Annotated in this window: 25 protein-coding genes; 9 read left to right on the top strand and 16 right to left on the bottom strand. The window is 70.0% G+C overall.

The genetic code is table 11. The features are described from left to right. Window positions 1–310: 310 nt before the first annotated feature. The 5 genes from ACFY12_RS04525 to ACFY12_RS04545 all read right to left on the bottom strand — a co-directional run bounded on the left by ACFY12_RS04525 (window position 311) and on the right by ACFY12_RS04545 (window position 6,848). The gene (locus tag ACFY12_RS04525; protein WP_390714196.1) at window positions 311–1,366 is read right to left on the bottom strand and encodes a DUF2690 domain-containing protein; all 1,056 of its coding nucleotides are present in this window, start codon (window positions 1,364–1,366) and stop codon (window positions 311–313) included. Next, entirely contained in the window at window positions 1,363–2,244 is an 882-nt protein-coding gene (locus ACFY12_RS04530) for a helix-turn-helix domain-containing protein (RefSeq protein ID WP_390714197.1), read from the bottom strand. The genes ACFY12_RS04525 and ACFY12_RS04530 overlap by 4 nt, the downstream gene beginning before the upstream one ends. A gap of 506 nt (window positions 2,245–2,750) precedes the next feature. Further along, a complete protein-coding gene (locus ACFY12_RS04535; protein ID WP_390714198.1) occupies window positions 2,751–5,228 on the bottom strand; it encodes an ATP-binding cassette domain-containing protein in 2,478 nt (825 codons plus the stop codon). 159 nt (window positions 5,229–5,387) lie between these two features. Continuing rightward, window positions 5,388–5,945: a DUF3017 domain-containing protein gene (locus ACFY12_RS04540; RefSeq protein ID WP_390714199.1), complete on the bottom strand. Its 558-nt coding sequence runs from the start codon at window positions 5,943–5,945 to the stop codon at window positions 5,388–5,390. 48 nt (window positions 5,946–5,993) lie between these two features. Further along, window positions 5,994–6,848 (bottom strand): bifunctional methylenetetrahydrofolate dehydrogenase/methenyltetrahydrofolate cyclohydrolase, encoded by an 855-nt coding sequence (locus tag ACFY12_RS04545; RefSeq protein ID WP_390714200.1) that lies wholly within the window; start codon window positions 6,846–6,848, stop codon window positions 5,994–5,996. Window positions 6,849–7,182: 334 nt separating this feature from the next. Between ACFY12_RS04545 and ACFY12_RS04550 the strand changes: the two genes are divergently transcribed. Next, entirely contained in the window at window positions 7,183–7,962 is a 780-nt protein-coding gene (locus ACFY12_RS04550; RefSeq protein ID WP_390714201.1) for an RDD family protein, read from the top strand. Window positions 7,963–8,075: 113 nt separating this feature from the next. After that, window positions 8,076–8,741, top strand: a complete 666-nt coding sequence (locus ACFY12_RS04555; RefSeq protein WP_390714202.1) for a hypothetical protein — start codon at window positions 8,076–8,078, stop codon at window positions 8,739–8,741. A gap of 104 nt (window positions 8,742–8,845) precedes the next feature. On the opposite strand, the gene purH is transcribed toward ACFY12_RS04555, so the two are convergent. Both purH and purN read right to left on the bottom strand, forming a co-directional pair. Then, the gene (gene purH / locus ACFY12_RS04560; RefSeq protein ID WP_390714203.1) at window positions 8,846–10,438 is read right to left on the bottom strand and encodes a bifunctional phosphoribosylaminoimidazolecarboxamide formyltransferase/IMP cyclohydrolase; all 1,593 of its coding nucleotides are present in this window, start codon (window positions 10,436–10,438) and stop codon (window positions 8,846–8,848) included. Beyond that, the gene (gene purN, locus ACFY12_RS04565) at window positions 10,435–11,037 is read right to left on the bottom strand and encodes a phosphoribosylglycinamide formyltransferase (protein ID WP_390714379.1); all 603 of its coding nucleotides are present in this window, start codon (window positions 11,035–11,037) and stop codon (window positions 10,435–10,437) included. Before purN ends, purH begins: the two co-directional genes overlap by 4 nt. A gap of 527 nt (window positions 11,038–11,564) precedes the next feature. Between purN and ACFY12_RS04570 the strand changes: the two genes are divergently transcribed. Beyond that, complete coding sequence (locus tag ACFY12_RS04570) at window positions 11,565–12,578, top strand: hypothetical protein (protein WP_390714204.1); 1,014 nt, start codon at window positions 11,565–11,567, stop codon at window positions 12,576–12,578. A 79-nt stretch (window positions 12,579–12,657) separates the two neighbouring features. Here the strand turns inward: ACFY12_RS04570 and ACFY12_RS04575 are convergent, their stop codons facing one another. Then, complete coding sequence (locus ACFY12_RS04575; RefSeq protein WP_390714205.1) at window positions 12,658–13,578, bottom strand: NAD(P)-dependent oxidoreductase; 921 nt, start codon at window positions 13,576–13,578, stop codon at window positions 12,658–12,660. Window positions 13,579–13,682: 104 nt separating this feature from the next. Here ACFY12_RS04575 and ACFY12_RS04580 point away from each other — a divergent pair, with 104 nt between their 5' ends. Together ACFY12_RS04580 and ACFY12_RS04585 are read left to right on the top strand one after the other, a co-directional pair. Continuing rightward, window positions 13,683–14,045 (top strand): winged helix-turn-helix transcriptional regulator, encoded by a 363-nt coding sequence (locus ACFY12_RS04580; RefSeq protein WP_390714206.1) that lies wholly within the window; start codon window positions 13,683–13,685, stop codon window positions 14,043–14,045. A gap of 150 nt (window positions 14,046–14,195) precedes the next feature. Then, entirely contained in the window at window positions 14,196–14,585 is a 390-nt protein-coding gene (locus tag ACFY12_RS04585) for a VOC family protein (RefSeq protein WP_390714207.1), read from the top strand. Between the two features lie 74 nt (window positions 14,586–14,659). On the opposite strand, the gene ACFY12_RS04590 is transcribed toward ACFY12_RS04585, so the two are convergent. Further along, the gene (locus ACFY12_RS04590) at window positions 14,660–15,100 is read right to left on the bottom strand and encodes a MarR family winged helix-turn-helix transcriptional regulator (protein WP_390714208.1); all 441 of its coding nucleotides are present in this window, start codon (window positions 15,098–15,100) and stop codon (window positions 14,660–14,662) included. A 112-nt stretch (window positions 15,101–15,212) separates the two neighbouring features. Here ACFY12_RS04590 and ACFY12_RS04595 point away from each other — a divergent pair, with 112 nt between their 5' ends. Together ACFY12_RS04595 and ACFY12_RS04600 are read left to right on the top strand one after the other, a co-directional pair. Beyond that, window positions 15,213–16,136 carry a zinc-binding alcohol dehydrogenase family protein gene (locus ACFY12_RS04595; RefSeq protein WP_390714209.1) on the top strand — a complete coding sequence of 308 codons (924 nt, stop codon included), beginning with the start codon at window positions 15,213–15,215 and terminating at the stop codon, window positions 16,134–16,136. A 156-nt stretch (window positions 16,137–16,292) separates the two neighbouring features. Next, window positions 16,293–16,763 carry a pyridoxamine 5'-phosphate oxidase family protein gene (locus ACFY12_RS04600; RefSeq protein ID WP_390714210.1) on the top strand — a complete coding sequence of 157 codons (471 nt, stop codon included), beginning with the start codon at window positions 16,293–16,295 and terminating at the stop codon, window positions 16,761–16,763. Between the two features lie 94 nt (window positions 16,764–16,857). Here ACFY12_RS04600 and ACFY12_RS04605 read toward each other — a convergent pair whose 3' ends face one another. The 3 genes from ACFY12_RS04605 to ACFY12_RS04615 form a co-directional block, all read right to left on the bottom strand. Further along, entirely contained in the window at window positions 16,858–17,097 is a 240-nt protein-coding gene (locus ACFY12_RS04605) for a hypothetical protein (protein WP_390714211.1), read from the bottom strand. Then, entirely contained in the window at window positions 17,094–17,312 is a 219-nt protein-coding gene (locus ACFY12_RS04610; RefSeq protein WP_390714212.1) for a hypothetical protein, read from the bottom strand. The genes ACFY12_RS04605 and ACFY12_RS04610 overlap by 4 nt, the downstream gene beginning before the upstream one ends. A 184-nt stretch (window positions 17,313–17,496) precedes the next feature. After that, the gene (locus ACFY12_RS04615) at window positions 17,497–17,814 is read right to left on the bottom strand and encodes a hypothetical protein (RefSeq protein ID WP_390714213.1); all 318 of its coding nucleotides are present in this window, start codon (window positions 17,812–17,814) and stop codon (window positions 17,497–17,499) included. Window positions 17,815–18,011: 197 nt separating this feature from the next. Here ACFY12_RS04615 and ACFY12_RS04620 point away from each other — a divergent pair, with 197 nt between their 5' ends. Next, window positions 18,012–18,746 (top strand): XRE family transcriptional regulator, encoded by a 735-nt coding sequence (locus tag ACFY12_RS04620; RefSeq protein ID WP_390714214.1) that lies wholly within the window; start codon window positions 18,012–18,014, stop codon window positions 18,744–18,746. Window positions 18,747–19,046: 300 nt separating this feature from the next. Here ACFY12_RS04620 and ACFY12_RS04625 read toward each other — a convergent pair whose 3' ends face one another. From ACFY12_RS04625 to ACFY12_RS04640, 4 genes are all read right to left on the bottom strand, one after another. Further along, window positions 19,047–19,577 (bottom strand): hypothetical protein, encoded by a 531-nt coding sequence (locus ACFY12_RS04625; RefSeq protein ID WP_390714215.1) that lies wholly within the window; start codon window positions 19,575–19,577, stop codon window positions 19,047–19,049. A gap of 7 nt (window positions 19,578–19,584) precedes the next feature. Beyond that, window positions 19,585–20,928, bottom strand: a complete 1,344-nt coding sequence (locus tag ACFY12_RS04630; RefSeq protein ID WP_390714216.1) for a DNA/RNA non-specific endonuclease — start codon at window positions 20,926–20,928, stop codon at window positions 19,585–19,587. After that, on the bottom strand, window positions 20,928–21,248 hold the full coding sequence (locus ACFY12_RS04635; protein WP_390714217.1) for a WXG100 family type VII secretion target: 321 nt from the start codon (window positions 21,246–21,248) through the stop codon (window positions 20,928–20,930). The genes ACFY12_RS04630 and ACFY12_RS04635 overlap by 1 nt, the downstream gene beginning before the upstream one ends. A 243-nt stretch (window positions 21,249–21,491) precedes the next feature. Continuing rightward, complete coding sequence (locus ACFY12_RS04640) at window positions 21,492–23,195, bottom strand: DUF6350 family protein (protein ID WP_390714218.1); 1,704 nt, start codon at window positions 23,193–23,195, stop codon at window positions 21,492–21,494. 176 nt (window positions 23,196–23,371) lie between these two features. Between ACFY12_RS04640 and ACFY12_RS04645 the strand changes: the two genes are divergently transcribed. After that, complete coding sequence (locus tag ACFY12_RS04645) at window positions 23,372–24,322, top strand: hypothetical protein (RefSeq protein ID WP_390714219.1); 951 nt, start codon at window positions 23,372–23,374, stop codon at window positions 24,320–24,322. The last annotated feature ends 144 nt before the right edge of the window (window positions 24,323–24,466 follow it).

The following is a 24,466-nucleotide window of genomic DNA, read 5'->3' on the forward strand; positions in this document are numbered from 1 at the left end:
TGGCGGCCGCCCGCTCAGGGAGGGGAGGCGGGCGACCGCCGAGTGGTGCCACACCCGTGGGGGGTATCGGTGCGCATGCCCGGGATACGGGCGGGCATGCGCCCGACATTGCGGAGGGGCTTCCTCTACGGCGATTACCGGCCAGTGGGCCGGGGACGGTTCCGGTCGGTGGGCGAGGGACGGTTCCGGCCGGTGGGCCAGGGACGGTTCCGGTCGGCGGGCCAGAGACGGTTCCGGCCGGCGGGCCCGGCGCCGGTTCCGAGCGGGGAGCCCGTACCGACAGGCGTCCGTCCGGTCGCCCGGGCGCGCCTCACCGCTCCACGCACTCGCGGGGCGCGCCTTTCGCCGGGTAGAGGCAGAGCAGGATGCCCCGCGGTCCGCGCGTCGCCGCCATCGACGTGACCAGGTACCCCTCGGCGTCGAAGCGGTCCGCCACCCGCACCGACCGCGGCTCCGCCCCCGGCACCACGATCTCCATCCGGTCGCCGATACGGCCGCCGCGGAGCCGCCCCCAGGCCGCGCCGCACGCCTTGGCATAACGGATCTCAATGTGCCGCCCTCCGGCGGTGGTTCGCTCGGTGAGCTTCTCCACCAGACCCGCGACTCCGCAGGACATCGAGTACGGGTCCGCGCCGTCGCACGCCGATCCACGGCAGCCGGTCACCGCGGAGGGCGTGGGCGCGGTGCTCACCCCCGCACCGCCCGAGCCCGGGTTCTCCCCCCGCCCCTCGCCGGCCCAGAGGGCCAGCGCCGCGACGATCGCCAGCCCGCCGAGCACCGCACCGGCCGCCCACGGCACGACCCGCCGCCGGAGCCACCCCGGCCCGCGCGGCGACGCGCTCCGTGACCCGGGCCCGGGCCCGGCCGCATCCGCTCCGAGGTCTCTCTGTTCCGCGTCACTCCGCCCGGCGTCACCCCGTCCGTCATCACCCCGTCCCGCGGCGCTACGTCCGTCATCGCCCCGTCCTGCGACGCTGCGTCCGTCATCGCCCCGTCCTGCGACGCTGCGTCCGTCATCGCCCCGCCCCGCGGCGCTACGTCCGTCATCGCCCCGTCCCTCGGCGCCGCGTCCGGCATCCGTCACCCCCGGTGCCGCCGCCCGGCCGCTCCAGGCCGCGTCCGCCAGTTCCCACAGCGCCACCAGCCGTCCGGCCGGCTCACCGGCCAGTCCGCACAGCGCCTCCACCGCATCGCGCGGCGGCAGCTTCTTGCCGTTGAGATAGCGCTCCCACGACGACTTGCTGTACGAGGTCTTGGCGGCGAGCGCGGCCAGGCTCAGCCCCGTACGCGCCCTCAACTCCCGCATCCCCGAGGCCAGTCGGGCGCTCTCGACGCCCTCGCGCAGCCCGCTGCGGTTGCCGCTCACCGGCGGAGCACCTTCCAGGTGTCGGGCCCCACGATGCCGTCCACCGGCAGCCCGGCCTGGCTCTGCAGACGCTTGGCGGCGCGCAGGGTGCGCTCACCGACGATGCCGTCCACCGGGCCCGGGTCGAAGCCGTGATGGCGCAGCAGACACTGCGCCTCGACGACCTCCCAGCCGCCGACGCCGTTGCCCAGGATCGCCGTGGCGGTACGGCTGTGTCCGGCGGACAGGGTGCCTGCCGTGCGCTGTACACGGCAGGTGAAGGTCTCCCCCGGCCGTCGGCTGAACGTCGGTGCGGCGCTGACGGTCCGGCCGACCGCCGAAGTGCCCGTACCCGGCCGGGCATCGGTGTCCTGCTCGTGCTGCCAGGGCCGTACGACCAGCAGCACCGCACCGGCCGCGACGAGCACGGCCAGCACGGCCAGCGCCCCCCGGGTGGCCGGTGACCCGACCCGCGCGCCCCTGACGACGGCGTCCGGCGCCGCATTCACGCCGGCAGGTTCCGGGACGACGGGTTCCTGGATGACGGCTTCCTGGACGACGGGTTCCGGGCCACCCTCCGGCTCCCTCTCCCCCTCCCCCTCCGGGCCGAACTCCCGGTCGGACTCCCGGTCGGACTCCCATGCCTGTGCCGCGACCTCGTGCAGCACCAGCAGCCGGGTCGCGTCGACGCCGCAGACCCGTGCCAGCGCCTCCACCGCCTCACGCGGCGGCAGCTTCTTGCCGTTGAGATAGCGCTCCCACGACGACTTGCTGTACGAGGTCTTGGCGGCGAGCGCGGCCAGGCTCAGCCCGCTGTGGTCCTTCAGCCTCCGAAGCTGTATGACGAGCTGCCGCACCCGATGGTCGAGTGATGCGGGCAGCCCCTTCCAACGCGACATGTTCCACCCCATACGCGTTTTGTTGCCCCCCGAGGCATAAGCCCCCTTGTGCTCAGATGATGGCCCGGATCCGGCCTCCGGTTCCCGTTTTCGCGCATTCCGCACGGCACCCGGGCATCCGGACCTCCGCGCTCCCACTCCTGCCCCTCCCCTGCCCCCACCCTTGCCCTCACTCCTGCCCCCACCCCTGCGTCCCAGGACGACGTCCGGAACGCCGGAGCCCTCGCAGGTCAGCGCCTGGGACGTCCCACGGAGTCCCTACTGGTGCGGGCACGGTGGCGGGCCGGTTCCCCGGTGGGGCACAGTCGTTGCGGCGCCACCGGGCGGCGCGGTCCACCCCGCGCCGCCTCCGCCACAAACGGGGGAGCGGACGGCGGCTCGTCCTCTGACAAGTCATCGGGGGAAAGGACGGGCCGCCATCACGCCATGTTGCCGTCACACCATGTCGCCGTCACGGCATGTCGCCATCACGCCATGTCGCGTCACGCCACCACGACGTCCCGCCCTCACGCACCGACGTAATCCGCCAGATGCTCACCAGTGAGAGTGGAACGGGCGGCGACGAGGTCAGCAGGTGTGCCCTCGAAGACGATCCGGCCGCCGTCGTGCCCGGCACCGGGGCCGAGGTCGATGATCCAGTCGGCGTGCGCCATGACCGCCTGATGGTGCTCGATGACGATGACCGACTTGCCGGATTCGACCAACCGGTCCAGCAGGCCGAGCAGTTGCTCCACGTCGGCGAGGTGCAGGCCGGTGGTCGGCTCGTCGAGTACGTAGACACCACGGTCGGCGCCCTTGTCTCCCAAGCGGGTCGCCAGCTTGAGCCGCTGCCGCTCGCCGCCGGACAGCGTGGTGAGCGGCTGGCCGAGGGTGAGGTAGCCGAGCCCGACGTCCACGAGCCGGCCCAGGATGCGGTGCGCAGCCGGAGTACGCGCCTCGCCGGAGCCGAAGAACTCCGCGGCCTCGGTCACCGGCATCGCGAGCACCTCGCTGATGTCGCGGCCGCCGAGGCGGTACTCCAGCACCGCCGGCTGGAACCGCTTGCCCTCGCAGTCGTCACAGGTGGTGGCGACACCCGCCATCATCGCCAGGTCGGTGTAGACGACGCCGGCGCCGTTGCAAGCGGGGCAGGCGCCCTCGGAGTTGGCGCTGAACAGCGCCGGTTTGACGCCGTTGGCCTTGGCGAACGCCTTGCGGATCGGGTCGAGCAGTCCGGTGTACGTCGCCGGGTTGCTGCGCCTGGAGCCGCGGATCGGCGCCTGGTCCACCGATACGACCCCTTCGTCGGCCGCCCCCGGCTGTCGGCACAGCGAGCCGTGCACCAGCGAGCTCTTTCCGGAGCCGGCCACGCCCGTGACGACGGTGAGGACGCCGAGCGGGATGTCGACATCGACGCCGCGCAGGTTGTTCGCGGACGCGCCGCGGATCGCCAGCTTGCCGCTGGGCTTGCGCACCGCGCCCTTGAGGGACGCGCGGTCGTCGAGGTGGCGGCCGGTGATCGTGCCGCTGGCCCGCAGCCCCTCGACCGTGCCCTCGAAGCAGACGGTGCCGCCCGCCGTACCGGCGCCGGGGCCGAGGTCCACGACGTGGTCGGCGATCGCGATCGCCTCCGGCTTGTGCTCGACGACGAGGACCGTGTTGCCCTTGTCCCGCAGGCGCAGCAGCAGGTCGTTCATCCGCTGGATGTCGTGCGGGTGCAGACCGATGGTGGGCTCGTCGAAGACGTAGGTGACGTCGGTGAGCGAGGAGCCGAGGTGGCGGATCATCTTCACGCGCTGCGCCTCGCCGCCCGACAGCGTGCCCGAGGCGCGGTCGAGGGAGAGATAGCCGAGCCCGATCTCCACGAACGAGTCGAGGCTGTGCCGCAGCGCGGTGAGCAGCGGCGCCACCGAGGGGTCGGTGAGGCCGCGGACCCACTCGGCCAGGTCCCTGATCTCCATCGCGCAGGCGTCCGCGATGCTGATCTTCTTGATCTTCGATGAGCGGGCCGCCTCGCTGAGCCGGGTGCCGTCGCACTCGGGACAGACGGTGAAGGCGACCGCCCGCTCCACGAAGGCCCGGATGTGCGGCTGCATCGCCTCGGGGTCCTTGGAGAGCATCGACTTCTGGAGCTTCGGGATCAGGCCCTCGTAGGTGAGGTTGACGCCGTTGATCTTCACCTTGGTCGGCTCGCGGTACAGGAAGTCGTGCCGCTCCTTCTTCGTGTACCTGCGGATCGGCTTGTCCGGGTCGAAGAAGCCCGACTCCCTGATCACCCGCACGACCCAGCCGTCACCGGTGTAGGTGGGGATGGTGAAGGGGTCCTCGTTCAGCGACTTGGCGTCGTCGAAGAGCTGGGTGAGATCGATGTCCGTGACCGCGCCCCGGCCTTCGCAGCGCGTACACATGCCGCCGGTGCGGCTGAAGGTCACCTTCTCGGTCCTGGTCTTCTCGGCACCGCGGTCGACCGTGAGCCCGCCGCTCGCACTGACCGAGGCGACGTTGAAGGAGTACGCGCCGGGCGGGCCGATGTGCGGCTTCCCGAGCCGGCTGAAGAGGATGCGCAGCATCGCGTTGGCGTCGGTGACGGTGCCGACCGTGGAGCGGGGGTCGGCTCCCATCCGCTGCTGGTCGACGATGATCGCGGTGGTCAGCCCGTCGAGTACGTCGACCTCGGGCCGTGCCAGCGTCGGCATGAAGCCCTGTACGAAGGCGCTGTAGGTCTCGTTGATCAGCCGCTGCGACTCCGCGGCGATCGTGTCGAACACCAGCGAGCTCTTGCCCGAGCCGGAGACGCCGGTGAAGACCGTCAGCCGACGCTTCGGGATCGCGACGCTGACGTCCTTGAGGTTGTTCACGCGCGCGCCGTGCACACGGATCAGATCGTGGCTGTCGGCGTCGTGCGGCGTCTCGGCATCCTGCGGCGCAGGCGACTGCGGGTCCGCCTTGGACAGGTCCGCCTTGGACAGGTCCGCCTTGGACGGGTCCGCCTTGGACATGCTCATCGTGTCTCCATGTCTCCATGGTGTGGCCCGGTACGTCTCCATGGTGTGGCCCGGTTCCAGCCGAACGCCCCGGGTGACGGAATGGTTCCGCCGCCTGCCCGCACACATCTCCGTGCGGGCAGGCGGCGTACAGCGGCGTACAGAGCCGTGTGCGGGTGGTCAGCGCAGGACGAAGTGCACGATGTCGTCGAGGAACGGGAGGCGCAGCCACGGCTTGGGCTGCACCATCAGCGCCAGCATCACGGTCACGAAGCCGAGCAGCCCGTAGGTCACCATGTCCGTGAAGCGGGAGCGCACAGCCAGCATGCCCACCGACGGCACCGCCCACCGCAGCCCCGCACCGGCCAGCAGCGACAGCCCAATGATGATCGCGCCGATCCGGAACGCGTCCAGCGCGACGAGCAGCAGCCCCAGCGCGACCCCGCCCGTCACGACGAGCAGCGGCCACTGCCGGGCGGGCGCCGGGTAGTCACCCGAGGCGGCCCGTCCGCCGCCCTCCGGCCGGGCGGTATCGCGGGTCAGCGTCGGAAAGCGGCGCGAGGGACGCGAGGGACGTTCCGGGGAGCGTTCTGGCGAGCCCTGCGAGGAACGTCCCGGCGAGCGCTGCGAGGATCGTTCCGGGGAGCCCTGCGAGGAACGTCCGGGGGAACGCTGCGACGAGCGTTCCGGGGAGCGCTGTGGCTCGGAGGCGCCGTCCGAATGCGCTTCGGCAGCCATGACTGGCAGTCCTTCCGGTCTGAGGTCTCAGGTCTCAGGTCTCAGGTCTCAGCCGGCCGCGCGCTCGGCCGCCTCGACGACGTTGACCAGCAGCTGGGCGCGGGTCATCGGACCGACACCGCCCGGGTTGGGGGCCACCCAGCCCGCAACCTCGGCGACGCCCGGGTGCACATCGCCGACGATCTTCCCGGCCTCGTCGCGGCTGACGCCGACGTCCAGGACGGCCGCGCCGGGCTTGACGTCCTCCGGCTTGATGATGTGCGGCACACCGGCCGCGGCGACGATGATGTCGGCCTGCCGGAGGTGCGCGGAGAGGTCCCGGGTGCCGGTGTGGCACTGGGTCACCGTGGCGTTCTCCGACCTGCGGGTCAGCAGCAGCGGCATCGGCCGGCCGATGGTGACACCGCGCCCGACGACCACCACATGCGCGCCGTTGATCTCGACGTCGTGCCGCCGCAGCAGCTGGACGATGCCGTACGGAGTGCACGGCAGCGGGCCCTCGATGCCCAGCACCAGCCGGCCCAGGCTCATCGGGTGCAGCCCGTCGGCGTCCTTGGCCGGGTCCATCAGCTCCAGGACGCGGTTGGTGTCAATGCCCTTGGGGAGCGGGAGTTGGACGATGTAGCCGGTGCAGGCCGGGTCCTCGTTCAGCTCCCGTACGACCGCCTCGATCTCCTCCTGGGTGGCGGTCGCCGGCAGCTCGCGCTGGATCGAGGCGATACCGACCTGGGCGCAATCGCGGTGCTTGCCGTTGACGTACCAGCGGCTGCCCGGGTCGTCGCCGACCAGGAGGGTGCCGAGGCCGGGCTGTACGCCCTTTGCCTTGAGCGCCTCGACGCGCACGGCGAGCTCTGACTTGATAGCGGCTGCGGTGGCCTTGCCATCCAGGATCTGGGCAGTCATGACTCCATCCTCCCGGATGAGGGCGGCCACGTTCCAATCAGGGCACGCCCGGCCCCGCCGACAGGGCACGCCCGACCCCTCTAGCGGCCCCTCCGGCGGCCTCTCCGACAGCCCTTTGGCAGCCCTTTGGCTGCCCTTCTGGCGGCGCCCCTGGCCGAAATCGATCATTGCACTTGGACAACAGCAGCGGCCCTTGACTGGACAGACTCAACGTGCAACTAGAAGGATTGCCGTACAGTGCCGCAGGCTTCGTCGGGGGGTGGCCAGTGAAATCTGTTTTTCCTCCGAGTCATGCCGCGTCGTCCCCCACTGACCCAACGGAGGAAAACCGCAGATGAGTTTCGGTGACCCGAACAACCCCTACGGCCAGCAGCCGCCGCAGGCCCCGTACGGCCAGCAGCCCCCGGCCGCGCCGCAGGGGCAGCCCGGCTACGGCTACCCGCAGCAGCCGGCAGCACCGTACGGGCAGCAGGCACCGTACGGGCAGCAGCCCCCCGGCGCGCCGCAGGGACAGCCCGGGTACGGGTACCCGCAGCAGCAGCCGGCGGCCCCGTACGGGCAGCCGGGCATGCCGGGGATGATGCCGGGGATGCCGACCGGTTACGCGAGCTGGGGCGCCCGGGTCGGCGCGTACCTGATCGACGGGCTCATCATCGGTGTGATCCCGGCCATTCTGTACGTCATCGGCATCGCCGTGGCGGCCGGCTCAGCGCCGTCGTACAAGAGCCCGGACACCTCGCACTGCCCGCCCGGCGACTACCAGTGCATCAGCGACACCATCAACCAGGCCTCGACGAGCAGCAGCGCCGGCCTCTCGGCCGGTGCCGTCATCCTCTTCCTGCTGGCCGCCCTCATCGGCACCGTCGCGGGGCTCTTCGTCGTCGCCAAGGAAGGCAAGACGGGCCAGTCGCCGGGCAAGAAGGCGCTGGGCATCATGCTGGTCAAGGAGACGACCGGTCAGCCCATCGGCTTCGGTATGGCCTTCGTGCGCAAGCTGTGCCACTTCCTGGACGGGCTGCCGTGTGACCTCGGTTACCTGTGGCCGCTGTGGGACGAGAAGTCCCAGACGTTCGCGGACAAGATCGTCGGCACGGTGGTCGTCAAGACCAAGTGAGCCGGTCCGGGGCGTCGTCCCGGCCCGCTGCGCACCTCTCCTCGAAGGCCCCCTCGCAACCACGCGATCGGGGCCTTCGTGGCTCCGTTCAAGTCGCTTGAAGGACACCGCTCGTGAGCTACCCCAACCAGAACCCTTACGGTCCGCCGCCGGGTCAGCAGCCCGGCTACGGCTACCCCCAGCAGCAGCCGCCACCGGCGCCCGCGCCCGCTCCCCCGCCCGCACCTGGCCCCTACGGCTCTTATCCGGGCGGCCCCGGGATGTCCGGTGCTCCCGGCGCACCGGGCATGCCCGGGATACCCGGAATGCCCGGGACACCCGGGATGCAGCAGGCGCAGTACCCGAAGCCGCCGTACCCGATGGTGATGCCCGGCGGGGTCAAGGCCGCCCGGGTGATGCTGTTCGTGCTCGCCGGCCTGAACCTGATCGGACTGATCCTCGCCGTGGCGGGGCTGGGCAGCGTCAGCAAGGCCTCGCACAACGCCTCGTCGTACGCCGGCCAGGACGCCATGACGGCGTTCAACGTCGGCAAGGGCCTGCTGATCGTGGTGATCGTGCTCATCGTGATCTTCACCGCGGCCGCGATCACCCTGGCCGCGCAGTTCGGCAACGGTGGCGGCGGCGTCCGCGTCGGCACCATCGTCTTCGGCGTGGCCACCACCATGGTGAGCCTGTTCAGCTTCCCGTTCGGCCTGGTCCACACGGCCCTGGGCGTCCTGGTGCTGGTCCTCGTCGCCAAGGATGACGGCAACGCCTGGTTCAGCCGCCCGCGTTACTGACGTCACGCTTGCCGACGCCACGCGCCCACCGCACACCACCGAGGCCCGCACCGGACACTTCCCGGCGCGGGCCTCTCCGCTGTCAGTTGAAGATCAGTGGAAGATCAGTGGAAGAAGTGCCGGGTACCCGTGAAGTACATCGTCACGCCGGCCTTCTTCGCGGCCTCCACGACCTGCTCGTCACGGATCGAACCGCCCGGCTGGACAATGGCCTTGACGCCGGCGGCGATCAGGATCTCCGGGCCGTCGGGGAACGGGAAGAACGCGTCCGACGCGGCGTAGGCGCCACGCGCCCGCTCCTCCCCCGCCCGCTCGACGGCCAGCCGGCAGGAGTCGACGCGGTTGACCTGGCCCATGCCGACGCCGACCGAGGCACCTCCCTTGGCGAGCAGAATCGCGTTGGACTTCACCGCACGGCACGCCTTCCAGGCGAAGGCCAGCTCGGCGAGCTCGGTCTCGGACAGGGCCTCGCCGCTGGCCAGTGTCCAGTTCGCCGGGTCGTCGCCGTCGGCCTGGAGGCGGTCGGTGACCTGAAGCAGCGCGCCGCCGTCGATGGGCTTGGCCTCGACGGGGTTGGCCGGTGCTCCCTCGGCCCTCAGCACGCGGATGTTCTTCTTCTTGGCCAGGACCTCGACCGCGCCGTCCTCGTAGCCGGGGGCGACGATGACCTCGGTGAAGATCTCGGCGACCTGTTCGGCCATCGCCACCGACACCGGGCGGTTGACGGCGATGACGCCGCCGAACGCGGACAGCGGGTCGCAGGCGTGCGCCCTGCGGTGGGCCTCGGCGACATCGGCGCCGATCGCGATACCGCACGGGTTGGCGTGCTTGATGATGGCGACGCAGGGCTCGTCGTGGTCGTACGCGGCCCGGCGCGCGGCGTCGGTGTCCGTGTAGTTGTTGTACGACATCTCCTTGCCGTGCAGCTGCTCGGCCTCGGCGAGGCCGCCCTCACCGGTGACGTACAGCGCGGCGCCCTGGTGCGGGTTCTCGCCGTAGCGCAGCACGTTCTTGCGGGTGTACGTGGTGCCCAGGAACTCGGGGAGGGCCCCCGCGGCAGAGCCGCTGTCAGATTCAGATGCGGTGTCGACGTACCCGTCCAGGAACCAAGAGGCCACCGCCACGTCGTACGACGCGGTGTGCTGGAACGCCTCGGCGGCCAGCCGCTTACGCGTGGCCAGGTCGAAGCCGCCGGCCTTGACCGCGGCGAGGATGTCGGCGTACCGCTCGGGGCTGGTGACGATGGCCACGGACGGGTGGTTCTTGGCGGCGGCACGGACCATGGACGGGCCGCCGATGTCGATCTGCTCGACACACTCGTCGGGGGTGGCACCGGAGGCGACGGTCTCGCGGAACGGGTAGAGGTTCACGACGACCAGGTCGAAGGGCTCGACGCCCAGCTCGGCCAGTTGCTCACGGTGCGAGTCGAGGCGCAGGTCGGCGAGGATGCCGGCGTGCACGCGCGGGTGGAGGGTCTTGACCCGGCCGTCCAGGCACTCGGGGAAGCCGGTGAGCTCCTCGACCTTGGTGACGGGGACACCGGCGGCGGCGATACGGCCCGCCGTGGACCCGGTGGAGACGAGCTCGACACCGGCCTCGTGCAGCCCGCGCGCGAGGTCTTCCAGCCCGGTCTTGTCGTAGACGCTGACGAGCGCCCGGCGAATGGGCCGCTTGGTGCTCTCGGCGGTGGCGGTCACTGGATAACTACCTTTCGTCCCTCAATGCGATAGCCGTTGCGGGCGAGCCGCCCCACGACCTCGACGAGCAGCCTTCGCTCGACTTCCTTGATGCGCTCGTGCAGCGCGCTCTCGTCGTCCTCGTCCCGGACCTCGATCACTCGCTGGGCGATGATCGGGCCGGTGTCGACCCCGTCGTCGACGAAGTGGACGGTGCATCCGGTGACCTTCGCGCCGTACGCGAGCGCATCGCGCACGCCATGGGCACCGGGAAAGCTCGGCAGCAGCGCCGGGTGGGTGTTGACGATCCGGCCGCCGAAGCGGGCCAGGAACTCCTTGCCCAGGATCTTCATGAAACCGGCCGAGACCACCAGGTCGGGCTCGTACGCGGCGGTCGCCTCGGTGAGCGCCGCGTCCCAGTCGGCGCGACCGTCGTAGTCCTTGATCCGGCAGGTGAACGTCGGGATCCGCGCGGACTCGGCGCGCTGCAGCCCCGCGATGCCCGTACGGTCGGCGCCGACGGCCACGATCTCGACGCCGTACGCCTCCGAGCCCTGCTCGGCGATGGCGTCCAGCAGCGCCTGCAGATTCGTGCCGGAACCGGAGACGAGGACGACGATCCGGGCCGGGCGGCCGGAACGGCCTGAGCGACCGGGGCGGCCGGAACTTCCGGGGCGGTCAGAGCGGGCGGACGGGGCGGACACGTCGGCCTTGCCGGACGGGGCGGAGGGGTCGGCCTTGCCGGACTGGTCGGACGGGGCGGAGGGGTCGGGCGGGAGGGGGGCTGATGACGAGGCCACGATGGGGCTCTTTCCGATCTCGCGCGGATCCGCGGATTCTTCGTGGTCGTTGATCGCTGGTCGTTGATCGCTGGTCGCTGATCGCCTGCATAGTCATGGTCATTTGTGTGGTCGTACAAAGCCGCGGGTACCGCAAAACCGGGGGACCCTACGAAGGCGCCGACCGCCAGCAACGATACCGGCACACCGAGCGGCCCCCACGGGACGGGGGCGAGGACGGGAGGTAGCGTCGGGCATAAGACTGCATGCGGCAGTGCGCGTGCAGTGCAGCAGTGCAGTTCGTGGGAACCCGTGCGCCGGCCACGAGGTCACGCGCACGGACGAGACAAGGGGAAGACGCACTCCAGATGACGGACCGACGCCGCCGCGCGGCCCTCCTGCTCCCGCTGCCCGCCACCTCCCCGGGGGCGGTGCTGCTGCGGGATCGCAAGTCTCCGTCCTCTTCCTCGGGGCCGTCCTCCGCTCCCACGGGACCATCCTCCCCTCCCGCAGGATCGCCCTCGTCCGCTTCGGGGCCGTCCTCATCTGCTTCGGGGCCGTCCTCCTCATCCGCTCCGGGCTCCGACCAGGACACCCCGGACAAGGACACCCCGGACAACCCCTTCGCGCCGCCGCCGGCCGACGCCCCCGACCAGGAATGGCGCCCGCGCTACCCGGCCTCGCACGCCCACGGCCAGGGCCGGGACGGCAACGGCAACGGCAACGGTGACAGCGACAGCGAGCACCCGGCACAGGACGGCAGGTCGGCACCGGCGGCCTGGGGCAGCCAGTGGAGCCCCCGCCAGCCGGGCCGGCAGAGCGGCGGCGGATTCGGCACCCGCCCGGGCGGCCGCAACGGCCAGCAGAGCGGACCCGGCGGCCCCGGCAACCTGCGCTGGGACCCCACCGATCCGCTCCAGCGCCGAGCCCGCTACGCGCTGCTGGCCGGTATGTGGGCGTTCTTCTTCGTCCTCCTCTTCGGCCTCCCCGAGGTCTCCCTGCTCCTCGGCGCGCTGGCGATCTACTGGGGCATCAGCTCCCTCCGCGGCAAACCGGACGCCACGAAGTCCGCCGCCGCGGCGGCGGCGACCACCGCCGCCATGGAGGGCCGCCCGCCCCTCACCGACACCACCCCCACCCCCGGCCTCCCGCCCGGCACCCCGCAGAGCCCCGCCCGCCCCCAGGCCACCGCCGCGATCGCCGGCCTGGTGACCGCCTCCCTGGCCCTGATGCTGGTGGCCGCGACCTTCACCGTTCAGATCGCCTACCGCGACTACTTCACCTGCGTGAACGACGCCCTGACCCGCTCAGCCAGCAAGTCCTGCGAAAACCTCCTCCCCAAGCAACTCCGCCCCCTGCTGAGCACGGCCACGGAGAGGTAACCCACCCCGGGGACGCCCCGGCCAGTCAGCTCACTCAGCTCACGCAGGCCACTCAGGTCACTCGGGTCACTCGGGTCACTCAGGCCACCAGCAGGTCGATCACGCCCGTCAGATCCTCCTCCCCGCTCCCCTCGGCCAAGCGGCGGCGCATCAGCTCGAAGTACGGGCTGAGCAGCTCCGGGCTGACGCCCTGCTGCTCAGCGGTCCTCAGAAAAGTCGGCGTACCGGCCACCTGCATGGCGAGATTCGAGACCACGCCCTTGGTGTAGTCGCCGCTCCGCAGCTGGTCGGCGGTCTGGTGCACCGCCGGGGCCATCGCGACGAGCCAGTCGGCGAGCAGCGGGGCGAACGACACGGGGTCGATGTCCTCCCTGCGGATCAGGGCGAAGGCGTGCGCGGCCCCGGCGAACATCCCGTACATGGCGCTGAGCAGGGCTACATCGTGCAAGGCCGCGAAGCCCGCGTCCGTGCCGACGTAGGTGGTGCCGGCCGGGACGCCCAACGTCTCCCGATGCCGCTCGAACAGTTCCCGCGAGCCGCTGTAGAAGACGTAGCCACCGGCCTCCGGCACACCGATCATCGGCGGGACCGCCATGATCCCGCCATCCAGATAGCGAGCACCGCGCTCGCGGGCCCACTCGGCGCGGGCGCGAGCCTGCGCAGGGGTGCTGGTGGTCAGGTTGACCAGGTCCCGGCCGGCCAGCTCAACTCCGGCCAGCGCCTCACCCACCGAGGCATCATCCAACAGACAAACGACGACCAGCCTGCTCACCGCAACCGCCTCCGCAGCGCTGTCCGCAACCCGCGCCCCCTCGGCGGCAAGCGCCTCGGCGCGGGCCGGCGTACGGTTCCAGACGGTCAGCGGCCGACCGGCGGCGAGCCAGGCACGCCCCAACGCGGCGCCCATCGCACCAAGCCCCAACAGCGTGACGCCGATCTCCTCAACCTTCTCGACCTTCTCGACCTTCTCGACAACCTTCTCAACAGTGTTCTGTGCCATGCCGATTAGCCTGGTCACAGGCCCAAAGATGATCAAGTACGTACTTTGAAGTGGGCGCTTACCCCAGGGTGAGCAAGCAGGTCAGAAGCTCAGAAGGGTGGGGCATGACAACGCTGAACCGGCCAGGGGCACCAGACGGACACGTCTGCGGGATCGACGCCGCGATGGAGGTGATCGGCGGCAAGTGGAAGGTGCTGATCCTCTGGGCGCTGCACGAGCACCCGTACCGCCGCTTCGGCGAGCTGCGCCGGCTGCTCCCGGGGATCACCGAGAAGGTGCTCGCCTCCCACCTCCGCGAGCTGGAAGCAGACGGCGTCGTGCACCGCGCCTCCTACGACGAGGTACCGCCCCGCGTCGAGTACTCACTGACCGAGAACGGCACCCGCCTCAACGACGCACTCCAGCCGCTGGCCGCCTGGGGCCGCGAACAGCCCACCACTCGACGGCCGGAGAAGAGCACGGACTAGAGGAGCACGGACCAGAAGAGCACGGACCAGAAGAGCACGGACCAGCTGGAACACAGACCGGACAACGTCTACCATCGGCGGCGGCACCGCGTGTCGGTCACCGGCTGGGTGAGGCATGGAGGTGCTGGGAGATGCCCTTGGAGGCATTCCTTGTCAGTTGAGCTGAATCACACGATCATCCATGCCCGGGACAACCGGGAGTCCGCCGAGTTCTTCACGAACCTGCTGGACCTTCACATCACCGCCGAGTGGGGCCCGTTCATCGCGGTCGGCCTGAGCAACGGCGTCACGCTGGACTTCGCGACGATCCCCGCGGACCGGATCACCCCGCAGCACTACGCCTTCCTGGTCTCCGACGAGGAGTTCGACGCGGCGTACGCACGCATCACCCAGCGCGGCATCGAACACTACGCCGACCCGCACGGGCAGCAGCCCAACACGATCAACCACAACGACGGCGGCCGCGGCGTGTACTTCATGGACCCGGCAGGCCACGCCATGGAACTCCTCACCGTCCCCTACGGCGGCTGGCCGTCATAAGCCCATAACCCCGAGGGCCGCGACCCGCGCCGGGACGCGGCCCTCAACGGCAACGACCCCACGCCTCCGCCGGCTCACCGCACCCCGCTGATCCTCCGCAGCATCTCCAGGAACTCCTCCCGCTCGGCCGCCGACAGCGGGGCCAGGAGTTCGTCGTTGGCCCACTCCCCCGCCTCCGTGCACTCCTCCAGGCGCCGCTCGCCCTCGGCGGTAAGACACACCGCGTTCTTGCGGCGGTCGGCCGGATCGGGAGTGCGGACGACAAGACCCGCCGCCTGAAGATCGTTGAGGACACCGACCATGTCCTTCGGGTCGAGCGACACCGTCCTGCCCAGTTCGGCCTGGGCAATCGGACCGAGATCCGCGACGGCCGCAAGGACCACGTGGTGCCACATCTTCATGTCGTGTCGCGCGAGCGCCTCTGCGACCAGGCCGCGCCCACGGGCCGCCGCACGGCCGAGGAGCCAGCTCGGGAGGGCACGGATTCGGCTGGGCGCCGTGGGGTTCTCTGCCATGCACAGCAGCGTACGGGAAAACGTTGGACTTCCCCACGATCTCTCCCTTATCGTTGGGATCCCCAATGAACTCCAAGGGCATCGAGACAAGGGCATCGGGAGGCGATTGCGCATGCGACGCATTCGGTATGAACACAGCGGCGGACCCGAAATGCTGTTCCAGGAGGAGGTCCCCGTCCCGGAGCCCGGAGCCGGTGAACTGCTCATCAGGACCGAGGCGATCGGCGTCACGCTCCCCGTCGTACGCAAAGTACGCGAGGGCACACAGCCCGTCCCGCTCGGTGGCGAACTGGCCGGCGAAGTGGTGCGCGTCGGCGAAGGCGTGAGCAGGTACGCGCCGGGCGACCGGGTCACCGGCCTCTGCTTCGGCCACGGGTACGCGGACTACACGCTGCTGCATACCGCGATGGCCTCACCGATCCCGACGGGCGCCACCGCCAAGGACGCCATCGTGCTGGTCCGCAGCGGCGTGGTGGCCCTCGGCGCCCTGGAGGCCGCGCGCCCCGAGAAGGGCGAGTCGGTTCTCGTCACCGCAGCAGCGAGCGGGGTGGGCCACCTCGCCCTACAGCTGGCGAAGTTGAGAGGCGCCTCGCGCGTCGTCGCCGCCGTGAGTGACCCTGCCAAGGCGGACTTCGTACGCTCCCTCGGCGCCGATGCCGTGGTGACGTACGAGGAAGAGAGCTGGGGCGAGCCGGTGGACATCGTGCTCGACGCGGTCGGCGGCGCACTGCTCACGCCCGCTGTCAAAGCACTTGCGCCTGGTGGACGATTGGTCGCGTACAGCTCTGGCGGCGGCACCATCGAGGCGTACGACCTCCTCGTGGGCGGCAAGTCGGCCATCGGGTTCCAGGTGGCGATCGTGGCCAGGACCCAGCCACAGCGGTACGCAGGGTGGGTCGAGGAGCTGTGGCGGCGGTTCGGCGAGGGGGTCCTGCGGCCCACGGTCCACGCGGAGTTCGCCCTCGCGGACGCGGCACAAGCGCATGCGGCGATCGAGAACCGGACCAATCGGGGAAAGGTCGTCCTGGTGCCCTAGAGAGGACGTCGAGAGTTCCGCGCCTGGCACGCCCGCGCCCGATGCTGCATTGTCGGGCTGTCCGAGTACGCCCGGCACGAGGACGGCAGCCCTCCGCCTTGCGACCTACTTCCGCCGCCGGATGTGACCAAGCTGCTCACGCCATAGCCTCCCCGTATGACGACAGTTGACTCTCGCCTCAGCGGACCCCGCAGCCCGGAGCAGCGCAAGCGCGAGGCGCTTGAACGGCTCGCGCGGGACAACGACGTATGGGTCGCCACAGCCGATGCCACTGGTGAGCCGTGCCTCGTTCCGCTGACCTTCTGGTGGGACGGTGAGACGGTGTGGCTGTCCACCCGCGACACCAACCCGACCGGACGCAACCTGTGCGCCTCGGGCCGGGTCCGGCTCAGCTTCGGCCATACCCGGGACGTGGTCCTGGTCCACGGCACCGTGCGCACGCTGACCCGCGAGGAGCTGCCGGCCGAGGTGGGCGACGCCTTCGCCGCCAAGGACGGCTGGGACCCTCGCAAGGACCACCCCTCGTACGTCTTTTTCCAGGTCACCCCGCAGGTGCTCCAGGCATGGGGAACAGTTCCCGAAATGACCGGACGGACCCTGATGCGCGACGGGAAGTGGCTCGTCTAGGGCGTGTCCCGAACTGGCCCCCAGCCACTCGACGATGGCTGCGAACAGCACAGTCGCCCCACATGCCCTACGTGCCCTACCTGCCCTACCTGCCCTACGGGGCACCGCCCGCCGCCGGATCGGTGAGGGCGGCAGTGAAGTACTGGAACGCCGACAGCCCATAACGGGTATGGCCGGTGGCGCCCGCGCGCTTGAGGCACCACACCTGAGCCTCGTCGGCGGACACGGTGTCGACGCAAAACTCCGCGCAGAGCAGGCACTTGCCCACGTACCTGAGGCCTACCCTCGGATCGGCCGGCAGCGTCCACTCCAGAAACCAGTAACGCGCCCTCACGACACATCTCCCAACTCCCTTACGCACTCCTCCTGGAGTCGCTCGACAAGGCCACACCGCATCGCCACCAGATCCGCCTCCGTCAGCTCATCCACCCACGCCACACGCGCGTGCCGGTACTCGTCGAGAAGCCGGTGCAGGTCCCGGAACCTCACATGCCGGTCCCACTCCTCCCCGACCGCACCACGCAGCCGCGCCCACACACCCGAGCTCATGACCGCGCCGCCTTGTGGGGATGGTGGCGGATCTCCACGTTGCAGTCGGACGCCTTCGACCTGTCTCCGACGGCGTAGGCTGTCGCTCGCTGCTGCGCCAAGGCCGCGCACACATCGCACCCGGCAACCGGCACGGGATCCGATACCGGTTCCCTCAGGTGGACGGGGCGGCATCTGCGGGCCATCAGCCCACCACCTCCACACCATGAATCCAGCGCGGCCCTGCGTCGATCCCACGCGACGCGAGCCACAGCACCCGTCGCCGCTCACGCTGCGCCCGCCGTTCTCGCTGCTCCTCGGGACTGAGGACGTACGGGCGGATCAGCGCCGAGTCCTCCCCACGCAGCGGGCCCGCATGCCGCACGTGCATACGGGAAAGCACGAGCGTCGGCGCGTCCTCGCACCGCGCGGCGGGCAGCGCGCTGGCCCACCGATGGCGGCGCGCCGCTCGCAGTAACCCACGCAACATCGCTTCGACTAGACGGGCGGTACAGGTCGGCATGTTGACGCTCCTCTACAGCGTTGACCATGCCCCGGGCCGCTCCCATCGCAGCCGCGGGGTCTCTGTCAGGGCCAGACTGACCGCCCGTGAGGGTCGTAGGAGACCGTTTCTAGGGACCTTCCGGCCTTCTGGGGCTACCGTCGAAGAACGCCCAGATGTCCCTAGGGGGAACCTTGAACACGGCCTTACGATCAGCTATGAAGACGGCCGGTCTTTCGCCCAGGATGCTTGCGTTCCGTGTGGGAGTTTCCGGCAAGACCGTGGAACGGTGGATCGCGGACGAAGAACTGATCCCGCACGCGAGGAATCGGGAAGACGCCTCCAATGCATTGGGAGTTGAGGCAGAGATGTTGTGGCCGAAAGCCGTCAAGGAGCGGCTCAGGGGCGGTGGCGGCCAGGAGGTTGTGGAGAGTTATGCGTTCCGGTCGGCCTGCCCGTCCGGCATCTGGGCCGACCTGATCTCGGACGCGAGCGATGAGCTGTTCTTCGGCGGCTACACGTCCTACTTCCTCTGGACGCAGATCCCGGCCTTCCCCGAGACCTTGCGCCGCAAAGCCGAGGGCGGCTGCCGCGTCCGCTTCCTGCTCGGTGACCCCGACGGGGACGTGACACGTCAACGCGAGCAGATCGAGGACGTCCGTCTGACGGTCTCCACGAGGATCAACACAACGCTCGAGCAGGTTGCACGGCTGGGCCGGGTCGACGGCCTCGAAGCCCGCTTCTCGGCACCGACCGACGCCATGAATCACGTCTCGCTTTCCGTCTTCCGTTTCGACGACGAAGCGCTGGTAACCCCACACCTGGCGACGGCTGTCGGACACGACTCACCGCTGATGCGCCTGCGACGCCGCAGCGACCAGGGGGTCTTCTCACGGTTCGTGGCGCACTGCGATGAGCTCTGGGAGCGGGCCACCCCAGTACCAGAGGGGTGAGTTCATAGGTAGGCGCGACTACGAGGACGCTCCGGACGACTGGCGGTGTCCGAGGAGTCGACCGATGTCCGCTGGTTCGAGCCCGGAGAGGTGGACGCACTCCCCATGGTTCCCAGCATTCGGATGCGCGTGAACGACTGGCGCGACGGCAACATGCCCGCTGCCCGATAGCTGACGAACGCTGATGGAAGCGTACACAGCTGCTACGGATTCAGCACTTCCTGGAAAACCGCCCAACTCCATATTTGGGATAGCCTACGACCGGCCACGTAGCCGGTCGTAGGGACTTCGCTACGCCCGCTAGATCCACGGGTTACGCTCAAAACTGGGTTCCTCGTCAGGGAAGTCCTCCGGGAAGACCTCACTCACCAAGTCACCCCGGAGGACGCGCAGGAGGTAGCTCTCCACGGGACCTTCGTACAGGTCGTATTCGTCGCCTCGACCAATCACAGTGAGGACGGTCCACTGGTCCGGATCCTCATGCGGAATCAGAAAGCACATATCGGCGTTATCAGTGCCGCCCCACGAGACCAGCTGCGATGGCTCTATCCCGCGCTCGGCCAACAGGCTCTGGATCCACGGCCTTGTGACCTCCATCGTGTGCCGGGCCTTGAGCGTGTTGGCCACTAGGTCAACGTGCTGGTTCTCGGCACCTGCTCGATACACCCGCAGGAAGTCGTCGAACTTCGCTCCACCGAACGCATCGAGAAACCGCTTGAACGCATCTGGAAATGTGACATTAAGGGTCCGCTCTGCATCATCCCAGTCGTTTAGAACCTTCCCAGCTTCGCCACCCTCCGGAAACAACCCCAGGAGTTCGAGATCTTCCATGAAACACCTACTTGTTGATAATGGTTTGGTCGATGTGCAGGCCAGAGCCTATCGCCCTGACGTGAACACCTGAAGCTATAACGTCACCAGGATTGGCATAGACAGGAGCGGCGGAGTATTCCACGCTTCCACGATTCTTTACTGTTTCATATATTTGCTCCTCAAGCTTTTCCATCACCTCGTTGTTAGCCGTTTTATACATGATGACGATGTTCGCCTCGGAGTGGCCATCGCCTCCCAGTGACCGGGCAAGAAGGTGACCGCGAGTGTGCTCTGCCGCTTCTCCTTCCCAACCGGGTGGCTTCACCCTCCTGGAAGCCTTGGTACCGGTATCGAGCATGTCTTGCGTGATCCTCGTTTCAACACCGGTGGCCCGCCCCGTGCTGTCCAGCGGCTTGCAGTACGGCGGGATGGCTTTCTGCGGTGCGCGTCCGCCCCCTCGACCGTTCTCCGCATTGCGCAGCAACGGACGCCCTGCCGGTCCCTTACTGGTCATCGACACGTACGGGCCGATGCCGGTGGGGCCGTCGCCTGCCACGGCCAAGCGGGGTCCACCGATGTTGAGTTGAAAGCCCTCGAAGGACTTTGAGTTGAGGCCCTTGAATGCCTTGAGGTTCAGACCGTCGAGGTGGGAGACGATGTTCTTGATGCCGCCGGCGTCGCCTACGGCCTTTGCCGTGCGGCCCGCGCCGCCCAAGGCGCCGCCCAGTACCAGACCGCTGACACCGGCATCCTTGACCTCCTGGAGGTTGATGCCCTTCTGGTCGCCGAGGAGGTTGCGGCCGCCCTGAGCGACGACCACGTCAACGGTGATGGCTTCGATGCCGCCGATGGCGGCGGTGGCGAGGACTGTTCCGGCGATTTCGGCGATGGTGGCGGAGACGGCGATGCCTGCTGTGCTTGCTGCGGCGATGATGGCTTCGGTGGCGCCGACTGCGGCGACTTCGCTGATGCCGCCGGTGAAGAGCGCCAGGGCCGTACCGGCGACGAGGACTGCGCCGGCGATCTCCAGTTCGTGTTCGATCTTCTTCTTGGCCTCGGCGACTTGGTCGGCATATTTGTCCAGGGCTTTGGCCATGTCGCGGGCGGCGGTGGCTACATCGTCGAGGTAGCCCTTGCCGCCGCCGTGGTAGCGCCGCCAGAACGCCCCGAAGGACTCGATCGACTTGCCTTTGTTGGTGTCGATGACGTCCTGGGCCTTCTTGTGGCAGGCCGCGATGCAGTCCTCGACGTCGTCGGCGTAGGTGCGCCAGGCGCGGGCGGCTTCGCGTAATTCGTCTTCGTCGCCTTCCGGAAACCACATGCCGGTGAGGTCCTGGACGATCTCCTTGGCCTTGTCGGCCGCGCCCATCAGGAACCGCCGCCTTTGAAGCCGGACTTGGCCGAGCGGTCGGCTTCCTCGTGGTTGGCGGCCATGTCGTTCATGGCTTTGGTGATGCTGGACAGGCCCTTGGTCAGGGCTGCGGCGGCCTTCTCTATGTTCGCGCGGTGTGGGGCGTAGGCGTGCTCGAACTTCTTGCCCTGTTCGTCGCCTCCCCACGGCTCGCCCAGCCCGTCGAGGGTGTGCCGGAGCTTGGCCGTCGCTCGTTCCAGGGCGACGGATTCCCGGTGGAATGTTGGTGCGGCGGACTTGAGTTGGTCGGTGTCTATGTCGAAGCCGTCGCCGGCCATGCCTCCCCCTTGGCTCTTTCCTCGTCCCCATGGCGAGCCTCTGACAATGCGTTCGGCTCCCAGGTGGTGACGATGACATACGGCACTGACAGCCGCCCTGGTGACGATGCATTCCAGCCACGAGGCAGGTGGGTGGTGAGGGTGGGTGGTGGGGGTATTGGGCGGTCGAGAGTCGCCGATACCTCAATCAGAGGCGGCCGTAGGGAAGGCGCCCTGCCGAGCGGGGCAGGGCCTGGCTTCCGCTCACGTCGTCGCTTCGTCGGGCTGTTGGTCGCCGACCCCGGGTCCTGTTGCCGTGGCGTCGCTGCACCCCGTTGCCGTAGCGTCACCGGCCCCACACCCCGTTGCCGTGGCGTCGCGAGTCGCGTGCCCTCCCGTCGTGATGTCACCGGCCTTGCGGCGCGCCCGCAGGTGCCAGGCGCGGAAGGCGAGGGTGGTGGGGATGCCGGTGAGGGCCGTCCAGGCGGCTGCCGCGAGGCCGGTGCGCCACCAGCTCGGGCCGAAGGCGGCGAGGGCGTCCGTGCCCAGTGCGCCGCCGGAGAGTGCGCCGAGGGTTGCCATGAGCGCGCCGCAGATGCCGGTGGCGAGGACGGCCGTGCAGGCCGTGGTCCACGGTGTCCAGGGGTGGGCCGGATCTGTCGTAGGGCCTGGTGTAGGAGTTGTCGTCAGGCTTGTCGTGGGGCCTGGTGTCGCTGCGGTGCGGCCGAGTTGGCGGGCGAGGAGTAGCCCAGCGAGCACCGGTACCGCGGCCACCGCCCAGGTGAACGGGGTTCCCGGGCCCGGGTCCGGTACGCCGCCGAGCAGTGGCAGATGCGGCATCGCCGGGTACGTCGAGGCGCCGAGCGGGCCGATGGTGCTGCCCGCGCCGAGGGTGAAGCCCGGGCCGAGGCCGTATGAGGCGCCCCAGACGGCCGCGTTCGGGAGCAGCAGGAGGCAGAGCAGGAGGATCGTGGCGCGGCTCGGCCAATCCGGCGCGAGCTGGAGGAGGTCCTGGTGCACCCGGCCGCCGTGCAGGACGAGTGCGAGGACGGTGAGCAGGGCGCCGCAGGTGAGCAGGGTGAGCAGGGCGGTACCGGCGGCGCGTTGGGCGGCAACGAGGCGGCCGCCCAGCAGGCTGCGGAGCAGGAGACGGAGGAGGGATCGAGGGAGGGAGCGCAGGAGGGGGCGGAGAGGGGGGAGGAGGCGGAGGAAGCCGCGGAGGGGGGCGGGTGGGCGGAGGTGGGAGCGGGTGCGGTGGAGGTACGCGGCCGCTCGGGTGCGGGAGTTCCGGATCCAGGAGGGCAGCAGGGTGGCCGCGGCCGGGCCCAGGATGTGGCTGGTGCCGGTGGACCGGAGGAGATGCCAGGTGGCGGCGGGGCCGAGGATGTGCCAGGTGGTGGCGGTGAGGATGGCGACCGTGGTGGTCGGTACGTAGAGCGCGATGCTGAGCGGGTCGGCGGCCAGCTGCCCGGTGGAAGCGTAGAGCAGCGCGCCGGCCACGACCAGCAGGTAGCCGCCGAGGAGTGCGCCGAGCAGGGTACGCGGCGGGGGCATATCGGCGCTGTGGCGCGGCGCCGACGGGCGCGGCCCGGGGGCGTCGGGGTCGGCGATCGCGGTCGCCAGGGTGTGGCGGGCGGCCCGGTACAGCAACCAGACGGGGAGTACGGAGAGCAGCAGCGGGGTCACCGCGACCGGGACCGGGAGGCCGGAAGGGGACGTGGTGCGGACGAGGTCGCCGCCGTGCGCCAGGAGCCAGAGATCGGCGGCGAGGTGCAGGGCGCGGGAGGGGCCGCTGTCGGGGTAGGGGGAGGCGACCCAGAGCAGCAGCACGGCGACCGTCAGCGCGCCGAGGCCGAGGCCGGCGGCTGTCACACCGCCGAGGAAGGCCGCACCGATCGCGGAGGAGCGCCGGGCGGCGGTCCGGCCGTACGAGGAGAAGGTGGCGCCGCGGTCGATCAACTGGCTCACGTGGCCATGCTGCCAATAACACCTGTTTTGTCCCCGTACTGGGCAGATGGTCGACGTGTCGTGGATGGCGGGTGTGTCGAGGTGATTCCGTCGGGACGGATTTTCAAACTGCTGGTCATGCTCAAACTGCTGGTCATGCTGCTGGTCATGTCTTGCCCCAGTGCCAGGAGGTGCCCGTGAGCCGACGGGAGGAGGCCCCGGCCGCGGTCGCCTTCGACGAGCTCTGCGTCCGGAACGCGGCCGCGCTGATCCGGCAGGTGTATCTGCTCACCGGGCGGCCTCGGCTCGCGCGGCGGGCGGTGGAGCGGGGGTTCCGGCTGGCGTGGCAGCGGTGGCCCGAGGTCGCGGTCGACCCGGATCCAGCCGGGTGGGTGCGGGCGGCGGCGTACGAGTACGCGCTGACGCCCTGGCACCGGCTCTGCCCCGGACTGCGGACCGCCCGGAGCCCGGCACGCCTGCCGGGGTCGGAATCCGCAGGGCCCGCCGGCCGGCCGCTGGGGCCCGCGGGCCGGGTGCTGCTGGAGGCCGTACTGGCCCTGCCCGCCCCGTACCGGCGGGCGTTGTTGCTGCATGACGGGGTCGGCCTCGGGCTTCGTGCGACGGCGGCCGAGGTCGAGGCGAGTGTGGCGGCGACGGCGGGGCGGCTGGCGTATGCCCGGGAGCGGATCGCGGTACGGCTGTCAGTGCCGGAACCGGGCCTCGACGGGCAGCCGCAGGAGCGGCAGCAGCGGCAGGGCGAGATCGTGCGGGGGCGGCTCGGGGAGCTGATGACCCGGGTGGACGAGTTGCTGCTGGCGGAGGGGGTGGAGCCACCGTGCGGACCGGGGGTTCGGGCCTCCGGCGAGCGCAGCGCCCGCAGGACCACGCTGGCGGCGCTCGGGCTGACGGGAGTGTTCGCCCTGGTCACTCTGGTCGCGGTGGCGGTTACGCCGGACCGCGGTGCGCGGCTGTGGGAAGGAACGCGCGTGACGGTCCCAACTGAGCGACGCCTGACGGTCCCGGCAGAGCGACGCCTGACGGTCCCGGCAGAGCAGCGTGTGGCAGTCCCGCCAGAGCCCCGTGTGGCAGTACCGGTCGCGCCGGACAGCCTCGGGCAGCAGGCCCGGCTCAGCCCCGATCTGCGATGAGCCGGCCACGCGTGTGGGCCACGTCCGTACCGGAATACGGCCCCGGGCCCGGACCCACCGTGGTGAGTACGGGCCCGGGGCCGTATCCCCTAAGGGGCACTCGAACAGATCCCCTAAGGGACGCGAGCACCCCCTGCGGGGCCA

Origin of the sequence: Streptomyces sp. NPDC001339 (assembly GCF_042895955.1) — a bacterium.
Classification (GTDB): Bacteria; Actinomycetota; Actinomycetes; order Streptomycetales; family Streptomycetaceae; genus Streptomyces.

Excerpts from the sequence above, each read along its gene's own strand:
- ACFY12_RS04530 (WP_390714197.1), bottom strand. The coding sequence starts at position 2,244 with ATGTCGCGTTGGAAGGGGCTGCCCGCATCACTCGACCATCGGGTGCGG.
- ACFY12_RS04535 (WP_390714198.1), bottom strand. The coding sequence starts at position 5,228 with ATGAGCATGTCCAAGGCGGACCCGTCCAAGGCGGACCTGTCCAAGGCG.
- ACFY12_RS04540 (WP_390714199.1), bottom strand. The coding sequence starts at position 5,945 with ATGGCTGCCGAAGCGCATTCGGACGGCGCCTCCGAGCCACAGCGCTCC.
- ACFY12_RS04545 (WP_390714200.1), bottom strand. The coding sequence starts at position 6,848 with ATGACTGCCCAGATCCTGGATGGCAAGGCCACCGCAGCCGCTATCAAG.
- ACFY12_RS04550 (WP_390714201.1), top strand. The coding sequence starts at position 7,183 with ATGAGTTTCGGTGACCCGAACAACCCCTACGGCCAGCAGCCGCCGCAG.
- ACFY12_RS04570 (WP_390714204.1), top strand. The coding sequence starts at position 11,565 with ATGACGGACCGACGCCGCCGCGCGGCCCTCCTGCTCCCGCTGCCCGCC.
- ACFY12_RS04575 (WP_390714205.1), bottom strand. The coding sequence starts at position 13,578 with ATGGCACAGAACACTGTTGAGAAGGTTGTCGAGAAGGTCGAGAAGGTC.
- ACFY12_RS04580 (WP_390714206.1), top strand. The coding sequence starts at position 13,683 with ATGACAACGCTGAACCGGCCAGGGGCACCAGACGGACACGTCTGCGGG.
- ACFY12_RS04590 (WP_390714208.1), bottom strand. The coding sequence starts at position 15,100 with ATGGCAGAGAACCCCACGGCGCCCAGCCGAATCCGTGCCCTCCCGAGC.
- ACFY12_RS04595 (WP_390714209.1), top strand. The coding sequence starts at position 15,213 with ATGCGACGCATTCGGTATGAACACAGCGGCGGACCCGAAATGCTGTTC.
- ACFY12_RS04600 (WP_390714210.1), top strand. The coding sequence starts at position 16,293 with ATGACGACAGTTGACTCTCGCCTCAGCGGACCCCGCAGCCCGGAGCAG.
- ACFY12_RS04610 (WP_390714212.1), bottom strand. The coding sequence starts at position 17,312 with ATGAGCTCGGGTGTGTGGGCGCGGCTGCGTGGTGCGGTCGGGGAGGAG.
- ACFY12_RS04615 (WP_390714213.1), bottom strand. The coding sequence starts at position 17,814 with ATGCCGACCTGTACCGCCCGTCTAGTCGAAGCGATGTTGCGTGGGTTA.
- ACFY12_RS04620 (WP_390714214.1), top strand. The coding sequence starts at position 18,012 with ATGAAGACGGCCGGTCTTTCGCCCAGGATGCTTGCGTTCCGTGTGGGA.
- ACFY12_RS04625 (WP_390714215.1), bottom strand. The coding sequence starts at position 19,577 with ATGGAAGATCTCGAACTCCTGGGGTTGTTTCCGGAGGGTGGCGAAGCT.
- ACFY12_RS04630 (WP_390714216.1), bottom strand. The coding sequence starts at position 20,928 with ATGGGCGCGGCCGACAAGGCCAAGGAGATCGTCCAGGACCTCACCGGC.
- ACFY12_RS04635 (WP_390714217.1), bottom strand. The coding sequence starts at position 21,248 with ATGGCCGGCGACGGCTTCGACATAGACACCGACCAACTCAAGTCCGCC.